The 11,861-nt window shown below is 73.0% G+C and carries 8 protein-coding genes; 1 reads left to right on the forward strand and 7 read right to left on the reverse strand.

Going from position 1 to position 11,861, the window contains the following annotated elements:
* Window positions 1–6 precede the first annotated feature (6 nt).
* The 4 genes from CWIS_RS05220 to CWIS_RS05235 all read right to left on the reverse strand — a co-directional run bounded on the left by CWIS_RS05220 (window position 7) and on the right by CWIS_RS05235 (window position 4,512).
* The gene (locus CWIS_RS05220; RefSeq protein WP_053071562.1) at window positions 7–972 is read right to left on the reverse strand and encodes a glycosyltransferase family 2 protein; all 966 of its coding nucleotides are present in this window, start codon (window positions 970–972) and stop codon (window positions 7–9) included.
* A 49-nt stretch (window positions 973–1,021) separates the two neighbouring features.
* The gene (locus CWIS_RS05225; RefSeq protein WP_048342202.1) at window positions 1,022–2,329 is read right to left on the reverse strand and encodes a hypothetical protein; all 1,308 of its coding nucleotides are present in this window, start codon (window positions 2,327–2,329) and stop codon (window positions 1,022–1,024) included.
* 268 nt (window positions 2,330–2,597) lie between these two features.
* The gene (locus tag CWIS_RS05230; RefSeq protein ID WP_307722641.1) at window positions 2,598–3,344 is read right to left on the reverse strand and encodes a CDP-alcohol phosphatidyltransferase family protein; all 747 of its coding nucleotides are present in this window, start codon (window positions 3,342–3,344) and stop codon (window positions 2,598–2,600) included.
* Window positions 3,337–4,512: a DUF1972 domain-containing protein gene (locus tag CWIS_RS05235; protein ID WP_048342203.1), complete on the reverse strand. Its 1,176-nt coding sequence runs from the start codon at window positions 4,510–4,512 to the stop codon at window positions 3,337–3,339. The genes CWIS_RS05230 and CWIS_RS05235 overlap by 8 nt, the downstream gene beginning before the upstream one ends.
* 571 nt (window positions 4,513–5,083) lie before the next feature.
* Between CWIS_RS05235 and CWIS_RS17465 the strand changes: the two genes are divergently transcribed.
* Entirely contained in the window at window positions 5,084–7,618 is a 2,535-nt protein-coding gene (locus tag CWIS_RS17465; RefSeq protein WP_053071563.1) for a PKD domain-containing protein, read from the forward strand.
* 57 nt (window positions 7,619–7,675) lie between these two features.
* On the opposite strand, the gene CWIS_RS05245 is transcribed toward CWIS_RS17465, so the two are convergent.
* The 3 genes from CWIS_RS05245 to pth form a co-directional block, all read right to left on the reverse strand.
* Complete coding sequence (locus tag CWIS_RS05245; protein WP_053071564.1) at window positions 7,676–9,526, reverse strand: DUF4012 domain-containing protein; 1,851 nt, start codon at window positions 9,524–9,526, stop codon at window positions 7,676–7,678.
* Between the two features lie 2 nt (window positions 9,527–9,528).
* The gene (locus CWIS_RS05250; RefSeq protein WP_231583670.1) at window positions 9,529–10,923 is read right to left on the reverse strand and encodes a sugar transferase; all 1,395 of its coding nucleotides are present in this window, start codon (window positions 10,921–10,923) and stop codon (window positions 9,529–9,531) included.
* 287 nt (window positions 10,924–11,210) lie between these two features.
* Complete coding sequence (gene pth, locus CWIS_RS05255; RefSeq protein ID WP_048342205.1) at window positions 11,211–11,831, reverse strand: aminoacyl-tRNA hydrolase; 621 nt, start codon at window positions 11,829–11,831, stop codon at window positions 11,211–11,213.
* Between the last annotated feature and the right edge of the window lie 30 nt (window positions 11,832–11,861).

Consider the following 11,861-nt stretch of genomic DNA (forward strand, 5'->3'; position numbering starts at 1 on the left):
CCGTCGTCACCGGCGGCGCGGCTCGGCCACGCCGTGGGGCCGGGACTCCACGACGCGCTGATCGCCGCCGGGCGCGCGTCGCCCGAGCAGGAGCCAGGCGCCCGCGCACGACCCCCGCAGCGCGGGCCACAGCGTGGTCGCCGGGTGCCGCAGCGCGTGCCCCCGGCCACCGCCGCGCGTCCCCACGTCCCAGGCGTAGCCCGGCGCGCCCGCGAGCCAGCGCAGCGCTGCGCGACGCGGGAGGTTGCGGCGCGCGAACAGCAGGCGGTTGCGGCAGTTGTAGTAGCGGTACAGCGCCGACTTGCCCGTGCCCTGCGTCCCGCCGACGTCATGGGTCGCCACGACGTCGTCGCGCACGACGAGGCGAGCGCCCGCCCGGTTGGCGCGCACGCTCAGCTCGAGGTCCTCCCAGTACATGAAGTACGCGTCGCTGAAGCCGCCGATCCGCTCCCACAGGCCGGCGGACAGCGCGAGGCACGCGCCCGTGAGCCACGGCTCATGGTCCGGGTCGAGCGGGCCGCGGGTCGCCAGCGCACCGGTGCGCAGGTCGAGCGTGCCGCGCGAGAACGCGGGCCGCCCGTCGCCGTGCCGCACCGCGGGGGCGATCATCAGGGCGTCGTCGGCGGCAGCCTGCGCGAGCAGGTCGGCGGCGGCGTGGGGGTCGATCTCGACGTCGGGGTTGAGCAGCAGCAGGGCCCGGCTGCCGAGCGCCAGCGCGCGTGCGGCGCCGGCGTTCATGCCCGCCCCGAAGCCGACGTTCGGCTGGGTGACGAGCTCCCAGCCGTGCCGGTCCGCGAGCGCGGTGATCGCCGCGCGCTCGTCGGGCGAGCTCAGGTTGTCCACGACCACGACCCGCACACCGGGGGTCGCGGCGAACGCGCTCAGGTTGCGCGCGAGCAGCGCGGACGAGCCGTAGTTGACGACGACGACCGCACCGTCCGCGGGTGTCTCGTCAGGGGCGGTCTGCGGCATGTGCCCGATCGTAACGACGCGACCCCGGGGCTGGTCGTGGATCGGTCGGTCAGCTGCGCGGCCGCGCCTTGACGGCTGTCCCGTCGGACCAGACGTTGCCGGACAGGACGAGCGCGTTGAGCGTCGCCTGGTCCGCGACGATCGCGCAGCCGGCGTGGATCTGGGTCCGGGTGAACACGTTGCTCTTCAGCGCCACGGGGCTGATCTGGCCGTACCCCTTCTCGGCGAGGTTCACCGCGCAGCCTCCGTCGCTGATGTGGTTGCCCACCATCGAGAGGTTGCTGACCGCACCCTGGTCCTGCGTGACCATCACCGACGCACTGTGCGAGCCGGAGAACGTGTTGCGCAGCAGCTTGATGCCGTCGCCCTTGCTGATCTGGACGTTGTCGTCGTGCGTCCAGTCACCGCCCTGGTTCGGGTCGTTCGCGAACCGCACGTTGTCGTGCAACCACGAGTCCTGCACCAGGACGTCGCCGTCCGTGACCATGAGCTGGTCGGTCACCGTGTGGATGTCCACCCGCGTGAGCGTGAAGTTGCTGCCGATGACGCCGCGCAGGTGAGGCGAGGGGATCCGCGCGTAGAGCTCGGAGTCCTCGATCGTGACGCTGCCGCTGCCCTGCACCATCACGAGGGCGATGCTGGCGCTGACCGCACGGCCGTTGATCACCGAGTTGCGGATGACCGTGCCGGGCGCCTGGACCCAGACGATGCCGCGGATCTCCTTGCCGTCGATGACGGTGCCGGGCTCGGTGACCTTCACGTCGCCGTCGACGACCGTCAGGCGCGTGCCGGTGGGGACGCCCGTGTTGCCGGGCCCGGGACGCCCGGTGGACGGCGCGCTCGGCGACGGGCTGGGCGTGCTCGGCGGGCGCGTCGGGGACGTCGTCGGCTGCGGGGCCGGGCTGGTGCTCGGCGCGGGCGACGGCGTGGCCGAGGCTGTCGGGCTCGGCGACGCGGTCGCGCCGGGGCTGGGGGTCGTCGACGGGCTCGGGGCCGGGGTCGTGATGCCCGGCCGGTTCCGGGAGATCGGCTGGTCGACGCCCTCGCACCGCCAGAAGCGGACCAGGCAGACGGTCGCCTGGTTGCGTCCCTCGTCGGCGTTCTCGAACCGCACCTCGGTACCGAGGGACCCGGCCGCGGACGAGCCGCCCGCGGCTCCCGCAGCGGCACCGCCGTCGGTCGCACCGGCCGGTGCGACGCCGTCAGCGAGGGGCGCCGGACGGGCGGCGACGTGGGGCGCCGGGGCACCGACCTCGTCGAGGACGACCTGGGCCGAGGCCATGCCGCCGGCGACCATGCCGACCAAGAGCGCGCCGACGACGGTCGCGACCGCCGAGAGTGCTCGTTGTCCGATCATCGCCCCAGGTTCTCTGTCCGGCTGCTTCACTGTCCGACTGCGCGACGACGGCGCTGCGAGGGCGCCGTCGTTGGTTCGGGAGCCTAGGGCGAGCACACGGACGAGTGAATGGGACCCGGCGATCGGGCGTCCTGATCGCCGGCGGACGGGCGAGCGCCTGGACGCGCGCCACGCGGGCCCACCAGGCATGACGGCGCAATCGTGACATCGCCGACATCGAGATGTGACCTTCGTCACAGCCGTTATCGAATTGCGACCAAACCGACAATCAGGAGAGCTCGCGGAACCACTTCACCAGGGCCGCGAGGACGAACAGGGTCGTGGCCAGCACGAGAGCGCCGTACACGACGAGGAACGCGACGGGCAGACCGAGCAGCAGGAACGACAGGCACAGGACGCCGTAGTCCGTGGGCACCAGGAGCAGTGCGCGCAACCGGCCCGCCTGCCCCGGCTCCGCGACGCTCGTCGTCCCGCGCGCGCGGCGCATCTGCTCGGTGAGGATCATCGCGAAGAACAGCACGGTGCCGACGACCGCGTGCAGCAGCGGGATCGCGAGCCACCCGTCGTCGACGGCGTCGAACCGGTAGAGCCCGACGAGCAGCGCGAGCGGCAGTGTCACGACCTTCGTGGCATCCACGACGTGGTCGAGCCACTCGCCCGCCTGGCTCGAGGTGCCCGACAGCCGCGCGACCTGCCCGTCGGCCGAGTCGAGCGCGTAGCCCAGGACGAGCGCGCCGGCCACGACGACGCCCAGCCACCACGTCTGCGGCAGCAGAGCGAGCAGCGCGATGCCCGTGAACGTCGCGAGCGCGCTGAGACCGGTCACCTGGTTCGGGGTGAGCCCGCGGGAGTACGCCCACGCGGCCAGGAACCGCCCCAGACGCCGGTTGACGAACCGCGAGTACGCGGGTGCGCCACGTGCGGCCGTCTTCTGCGCCGCGACCAGGCGCGCGTACGCCTCGCGGTACGAGCTCGACCGGTCGGCCGCGGGCACGGGCGCGGTGCGCTCACTCACCGTGCGCCACCGCCGTCACGGCGACGGACCGGGCACCGTCGCGTCCCGCGTCGCCCCGCCTCCGCACCCGCTGCGGGCCGGGCGCGCTGCGCGCGACCAGGTCGCGGGCCAGCGACTCGTACCCCGTCGCGACGTCGTCCCAGTCGAAGTCCCGCGCCCGCTCGCGCAGCGACGCACCCGCCGACGCGGTCGCGGTCGGGTCGGCCTCGGCGGCCTCGACCGCACGGGCCACTCCCGCGGCGTCGCCGAAGTACCGGCCGTGCTCGCGCAGCACGTCGCGGTTGAAGGAGACGTCGTAGGCGATCGTGGCCGTTCCGGCACCGATCGCGCGCAGGAGCGACGGGTTCGTCCCGCCGACGCTGTGGCCGTGCACGTACGTCGCGGCGTTGGCGTAGAGCTGGTCGAGCAGCTCGGCGTCCCACACCCCGCCGAGGAAGCGCACGCGCGGGTCGTCGGCGGCCGCCGCGTGCACCCGGTTCGTGTAGTCGTCCGCGTACGGCGCCGAGCCCACGACGACGAGAGGGCGCTCCGCCGCGCTCGCGACATACCCTGCGACCGCGAGCTCGACGTGGTTCTCCGGCTCGAACCGCGCGACGACGAGGTGGTACCCCCCGGGCGTCAGGTCGAGCTCACCGAGGCGACTCGACTCCTGGGCGATCACCGGCGCGCCGTACGCGAGGTACCGGGTCGGCACACCGAACTCGTCGGTGTAGTAGCGGGCGATCCCCGGCGCGTCGGCGATCAGCGCGTCCGACCAGCGCACCGCGAGCTCCTCGGCGCGGCGGTAGTAGCGCTGTCCCGTGGGACCCCACTTGGCACGCTTCCACTCCAGTCCGTCGACGTGGGTCGCGACCGGGATCCGCGCGGTGCGCAGGGCCGGCAGGAGCGGGGCGTTGGCGGCGTTGAAGACGAACGCGGCGTCGACCCGGTGGCCGAGCACGTGGCCGACCGAGAGCGCCGTGTGGCTCAGCGTCTCCAGGGAGCGCTTGCGCAGCGCGGGCAGCACGACTCGGCGCATGCCCAGGTAGGTCGGCAGACCCTCGTCGTCCGGATGCGAGCGGCAATAGACGACGACGCGGTGCCCCCGCTCGGCGAGCCGGCGGCCGACCTCCTCGACGGCCGTCTCGAAGCCTCCGTAGCGCGCCGGGACACCGCGCGTGCCGATCATCGCGATCGACAACGGTGCCGGCCGCGGACCGGCCCCCTGCCGTGCCCTGCCCAACGTCATCAGCTCCTGAGGTAGGCGACCTGGTGAGGATATCGACCGCTTTGACGCCGTTCACTGCACCTTGTCCGGTTTCACCCGCTTGGCCCCGTGCCGAGCGCGGGTACGCCGGCGCCCGGGGGCCCCGCCGCGGCCGGCGGCGCCCCCATTCTGTGATGCACGTCACTTCTTGACGGGTGCGCATTTCGTGATTCAGGTCACGGGTCAATTCGGACAGATCGCGCAATAGGAGCGATTTGGTGCCGGTTTACGCGATTCGTCGGGGACGGGCACGGGATCTCCACAAGTCCGAATTGCTCCGCGGTTCGGCGCCTTGACCTGCGGCGTTACCTCCCGCGCTGGGCGAGAAGGGCGTACATAGGCCTTTAGGGCCAGAAATCCCGTCCTTACAGACCGGTAACTTTTGAGTCGGTTCCACCGATTGATCCGCCAAGAGGTGCATTTCCTCGGGCGAGGCGACAAAGGCGTCGCGCGTCAATTTCACCCGTTCTTTCACCCCCTCATGGAGCACGCAATGAAGCACGTCCCCCTGCCCCGCGTGAACGCCGGCACACCGGCCGCGCGGCGCATCGGCGCCACCGCGGTCGCGGCACTCCTCGCGACCGGGCTCGCGCTGCCCGCACAGGCGGCCGCGACGTCCGCGACCACCGCGACCCCGACCGCGACGGTCTCCCCCACCGTCCGCCACGAGTGGCGCACGGTCGCGGCCGACACGTTCTCGCGCACGACCTCCGACGGCTGGGGCGCAGCCGAGACCGGCGGCGACTGGCGGCACACCGGCACCGCGACGCAGTTCTCGACCGTGGGCGGCAAGGGCGTCCTGACGGTGACGCGCGCCGGGTCCACGATCACGTCCGCCCTGCCCTCGGCGACGTCGACGAGCACCGTCCTGACCGCGACGACGACCGCACAGGCCGCGCAGACGGGCAGCGGGACCCACCTGTCGTACCTCGCACGCCGCGTCGGCACCGCGAGCTACGGCGCCAAGGTCCGGCTGCAGGCCTCGGGCGTGAGCACCCTCGCGCTCGTCGAGAGCGGCACGTCGCTGACCACCGCGACGCTGCCCGGGACGTTCGGCGCCGGGGACCCGATCACGGTCCGCGTCGAGGCCGCGGGCACCAGCCCGACGACGCTGCGCGCGAAGGCCTGGCGCGCAGGCACCGTCGAGCCGAGCGACTGGACGCTCACCGCGACGAGCTCGACCGCGGCGCTGCAGACCGCGGGCGACGTCGCTGTGAACTCCTACCTGTCGGGCTCGGTCACGAACCTGCCGCAGCCGTTCGCGTACGACGACGTCACGGTGTCGCAGCTCGTCGACGTGCCGAACGCCCTGCCGAACGCGCGCTTCACGAGCACCTCGACGGACCTCGCCGCGACGTTCGACGCCACAGCCTCCGCGGACGACGACGGCACGATCGCGCAGTACAGCTGGGCGTTCGGCGACGGCGAGACCGCGACCGGTGCCACCGCCGAGCACAGCTACGCGCAGGCCGGCACCTACGCGGTGACGCTCGCGGTGACCGACAACGACGGCGACACGTCGACCACCACGCAGGACGTCGTCGTCACCGAGCCCGCACCCCCGGCGCTCGCCGCGGACGACTTCGACGTCACCCGCACCGGTGGCTGGGGCACGGCCGACGAGGGCGGCGCCTGGACGCACGCCGGCTCGGTCGCCAACTACGCGGTCGCCACCCCGAACGGCCGCCAGGTCGTCACGGCGGCCGGGTCCACCCGGACGTCCGAGCTCACCGCGGTGTCCAGCACCGAGACGGACCTCACCACGACGGTGAGCGTCGACAAGCCTGCGACCGGCTCCGGGGTGTACCTCGCGGCGATCGGCCGCAAGGTCGCGACCAACAGCTACAGCGCCCGCGTGCGCCTGCTCGACACGGGTGCGGCGCAGCTCGGCGTGGCGATGAACTCCACGACGCTGTCCTCGACCAGCCTCCCCGGCTACTCGACGGGCGACAAGCTGCAGGTCCGCGTGCAGGTCTCCGGCACCAAGCCCACGACTCTGCGTGCCAAGGCCTGGCGCCAGGGGACGACCGAGCCCGCCGACTGGCAGGTCGTCGCGACCGACAGCACCGCGTCCCTCCAGACGGCCGGCGGCGTCGGCGTCAGCACCTACGTCGCCAGCAGCGCCACCAACGCGCCGCTGACCGCGCAGTGGACGGACCTGCTCGCGACGTCGATCGACGACGACCCGGCCGTGAGCCCGGAGCCCTCGCAGCCCGACGACGACAAGGGTGAGCAGACGCCCGAGACCGGCACGGCGCAGCCCGGTCCCACGAACACCGGCGCACGCCAGAGCGTGTTCTCGAAGGTGCACGAGGGCAATCTCGTGATCAGCACCGACGGCACCGTGATCGACGGCTGGGACATTCGCGGCTACGTCAATGTCAAGGCGAAGAACGTGGTCATCCGCAACTCCATCATCCGTGGTTCCGTTCCTGCTCAGCGCAATGATCTGGTGCGCGTCCAGGGCGACGACTACTCGGTGACGATCGAGGACTCGACGTTGCGCCCGAGCGAGCTGTCGCCGAACGTCGACGGCGTCAAGGGCTGGAACTTCACCCTGCGTCGCGTCGACATCTCCGACGTCGTCGACCCGGTGCACATCCACGGCGACAACGTGACGGTCGTCGACTCGTGGCTGCACGACAACTCGCACTACGACAACGACCCGAACTGGAGCGGTGGCCCGAGCCACGACGACACCATCCAGATCCAGGGTGGTGCGAACATCACGATCCACCACAACACGCTGGAGGACTCCTACAGCGCGGCACTGATGATCACGCAGGCGACCGCAGCGGTCACCGGCATCAGGATCACGGACAACTGGATCGACAACGGCGGGTGCAGCATCAACATCGCCGACAACGCGACGCGCGGCGCCCTGGCCGGTGCCGTCATCACGGGCAACACGTTCGGCCGCGGCCAGACGTACAAGAACTGCGCCATCCGGGTCCCCACGGCCTGGACGCTCGACGTGGCCGGGAACGCCTACGTCGACGGTGTGGCGGTCGCGCGCACCAACTTCTGACGCCGACCGACGAAGGGCGGGCGCGCTCGAGGGCGCCCGCCCTTCGTCATGCGCGGATCAGGCCCCGCACGCCAGCTGCGGGCCGTGCCGGCCGGCATCGAGGGTCGGCGTGCGCTCGATCTCGAGAGTCTCGACGCCCGCCGCAGTCGTGACGCGCGCCTGCACGCTCGTCGTCTGCCCCGGCGTCAGCACCACGTCGAGCGCCGCCACCTGGCGGCCGTCCTGCTCCTGCCGGCGCGGTCCGACCGTCACCGGCGCACCGCCGTCGACGCTCACCGTGACCTCGTCGAGCGTCCCGCCGCGCGGCGCGTACAGGAGCACCTGCGTCGCGATGCTCCCCGCGGGCACGCCGTTGACCCCGCCCCCGGTGACGTAGACGGGCAGCGTGCCGGCGGCGTCGGCGGGCGCGTTGCTGGTCAGGGTCAGCTCGAGCTGCGTGGCGGCGCCGGCGGGCGAGCACGTCAGGGCATCGGCCGCCAGGTCCGTCGCCAGGTAGTAGTCCATCTTCGAGATCGTGCGGTCGTTGAGGAACACGCCCGCCGTGCGCGCCGCGCGCTCGGAGTCGCCGAGGAAGTCCCGCAGCAGCCCCGCGTCCCGGAGCCGGGCGGTGACCGCGTCGTCGGCGGTCCAGACCGCGACCCGCCCGTCGCCGGCCGCCTCCCGGACCGTCTCCACCAGGGCCGTCCCGTCGTACCCCCCGGCGAGGGTCGCCGCGGTGACGGCCTGCGCGACCGCCGCGAAGTACGCGTCCGAGTCGTCGCCGTCCGGGTACTGCAGGTACACGCCCGACAGCAGCGTCTCGAGCGCGTTGCCCGCGTCGAGCACCGCGCCGTCGGGCGTCGTCGTCGGGCCGATCACCGACAGGAGCGAGGCGAGCACGACGGGGTCGACCGTGATCACGCCGTCGACGTCGCGCCCCGTGTCGAGCGTCCACAGCGCGCGGGCGAGCTCGGCGGTCCGGCCGAAGTCGGGCGTGGCCGTGACGGACTGCATGAACCTCGCCGGTGCGTCGCCGAACAGCGCGAGCTCCGCGGCGCTCCACGGCAGCACTGTCGCCTCGGGCCGGGCCAGGGAACGCGCCGGTCGCTGGTCGCCGAGCTCGATCTGGCCGTCGACGGCGTGCACCTCGAGCACCGAGCCGACGATGCCACCCGCGCTGCGGAGCTCGGCGGGGTTGAGCACGAGGACCAGGTAGCTGCGCGGCCCGTCCGCACCCAGCAGCGTCGGGATGGTCGCGAGCGCGGTGTCGGCGCCGTCGAGCTGCGTCGCCAGGTCCGCGAGCTCGTCGCGCACGGGGACGAACCTGTCCGCGAGCGTTCCCACGAGTGCGTCGACGTCGACGTCGCGCAACCTCGCGACCGCCGCGTCGGTCGCGGCGCTGGCCTGTGCGACCGCGGGCGCGGCCGTCCGCAGCGCGGCGACGTCGATGCGACCGTCACGCGGCACGAGCGCGTCGAGCGAGAGCCCGTCGGACGCCTCGACGAGCGGCGGGAGCGCCCCCGTGGCCATGCCCTCGAGCGCGTCGGCCACGGCGGACGCCGCACCGAGCTGCTCACCGAGGAACGGCACGTGCTCCGCGACGCGCCACACCGGGTCACCGGTGGCAGCGCTCGCGCGCGCAGCCGCGTCCTGCAGACCGGGGACGAGCGGGTCGAGCGCGGCGACGTCCCCGTCGGAGACCGCGGCGCGCGCGGCCGTCAGGTCGTCCTGCGCGTCCCGCAACGCGCCGACGAGCTGGATGCCGCGCCACACGAGCCAGCCGCCCGCGACGACCAGCACCAGCAGGACGACGCCCAGTCCTCGACGGACCAGGCGGGTCCACCCCCATCGAGGGCTGGGCGCCGGGTCGACGTCCGAAGCCCCGGCGACGTCCCCGGGAGGATCGCCGACGGACGCCTCGGGGTGCACGGTCAATACGCTCCCGTCCCTGCCAGCACGGCGCGTCCGGTCTTCCACAGGATCATGAGGTCCATCGCGACCGACCAGTTGTCCACGTACCGCAGGTCGAGCCGGACCGACTCCTCCCAGTCGAGGTCCGAGCGGCCGCTCACCTGCCACAGGCCCGTCAGCCCGGGCTTGACGTGCAGGCGGCGCTGGACGCTGTCGTGGTAGTCGGCGACCTCGGACTCGAGCGGCGGGCGCGGCCCGACGATCGACATGTCGCCGCGCACGACGTTCCACAGCTGGGGGAGCTCGTCGATCGAGAACCGCCGCAGCACGCGTCCGACGCGCGTCACGCGGGGGTCCTGCCGCATCTTGAACAGCACGTCGTTGCCCTCGGAGAGCTCCTGGAGCTCCGAGCGGCGCCGGTCCGCGTCCACGTACATCGTGCGCAGCTTGTAGATCGTGAACGTGGAGCCGTCGATGCCGACGCGAGTCTGCTTGTAGAACGCGGGCCCGCGCGAGTCGAGCCGGATCGCCACGGCGCTGACCAGCACGATCGGCAGCGCGACGATGCTCGCCAGGACGGACACGGCGAAGTCGAGCAGGGACTTGCCGATGAGCTTGCGCCGCGGCTGGTCGACCTGGACCTCGAGCAGCGAGAGCCCGGCGGTGGGACGCACCGACAGCCGCGGCCCGGCGACCTCGACCAGGTCGGGCGCGACCACGAGGTGCGCACCCGCGCGGCCGAGCGCCCACGACAGCCGACGCAGCGCCTCGCCGTGGACCGAGGCACCGGTCACGACGACGACCTCGGCGGCCCGGTCCGCGACGACCTGGACGACGTCCGCGATCGCGCCGACCACGGGCACGCCCTCGACGAGATCCGCGTCGTCGACGGACGGCAGGCACACGCCGTCGACCCGGTAGCCGTGGTGGACCGCGGCGGACAGGTCCCGCACCACCCGGCCGGCCGACTTCTGGTCGCCCACGACGATCGTGCCCATCATCGCGGTGCCCGAGCACCGCTGGCGGTGCAGCCGCAGCCGCATCGCGTACCGCTGGAGGCCGGCGAGCACGACGACGCCGGGGATGCCGAGCAGCACGACGTGCCGCGGGACGTCGACCCGCGTGAAGTAGGCGAGCGCCATCACCACGACGCCGAGGGTCACCGCCGCGCGACCGAGCGCCTGGAACTCCGTCGGCCCGTCACCCAGCACGTTGCGCCCGTACCCGCGGCACAGGCCCACAGCCGCGACGAACAGCGGCGCGGCGAGCAACGCCACGACCACGGTGCGCGAGGTCGGGACCGCCGAGACGGCGACCGCGGCACCCACGAGCGCCGCGGCGACGACGTCGCTCAGCATCGCCAGCAGCGCGTAGCGCACCCCCATGTGCTGCCACAGCACGCGGCGCGCGCTCATCGAGTTGAAGATCGTCTCCCGGGGGACGAACGGCTCCGGTGACGCCCAGGACCGGCGTGGCTCGACCGCACGTCCTCGGCGGTCGGGCAGTCCTGGAACAGCGGCCGGGGCTCTCCCCACGGTGAGCGTCATCAGCGATCTCTCCCCCATCAGCACCCTGGAACGTCCCGCACGACGTTCCAGTGACAGAAGGAGGCTATTCGCCCGCTTAGATACCGTCAGCGTTCTTTGTCCGTTTTCACCCGGTTCGCGACCCGTTTGGACCCCATCGGGTGAGGGGGCGGGCGTCAGGCCTTGGTGTGGTACCTCTGCTGCGCGGCCTCGAGCCCCTCGAGCACCACGGCCTCGACGGCGTCCGCGGCGTGGTCGAGCAGCCAGGGCAGCTCCTTCGCCTCGGTCTTCGAGAAGTCCTTGAGCACGAAGTCGGCCGGGTCCTGGCGGCCCGGCGGCCGCCCGACACCCACGCGCACCCGCACGTAGTCCTTGGTGCCGAGCGCCTTGGTGGTGTCCCGCAGGCCGTTGTGGCCGCCCTCGCCGCCGCCGCGCTTGAGCCGCACGTCGGCGAACGGGATGTCGAGCTCGTCGTGCACCATGACGACGCGCTCGGGCTCGACGCCGTAGTACTTCGCGAGCGCGGCGACGGGGCCGCCCGACACGTTCATGTACGTGGTCGGCTTGGCCAGGACGACGCGCGGGCCGGGGGCGCCGCCGGGCAGCACGCCGAGGCGCGCCTCGGCGACCGCGGCCTGCGGGCGGCGCGACAGCAGTCCGCCGGCACGCGCCCCGAACGGCACGCCCGTGCGCCGCGCGAGCTCGTCGAGCACCATCTGCCCGACGTTGTGCCGGTTGCCCGCGTACTGCGGCCCGGGGTTGCCGAGGCCCACGACGAGCCAGGGTCCGTCGGTCACGGAGGTCCTCCAGGTGGGAGCGTGGCGGGG

Origin of the sequence: Cellulomonas sp. A375-1 (assembly GCF_001040865.1) — a bacterium.
In the GTDB taxonomy this organism is placed as follows: Bacteria; Actinomycetota; Actinomycetes; order Actinomycetales; family Cellulomonadaceae; genus Cellulomonas; species Cellulomonas gelida.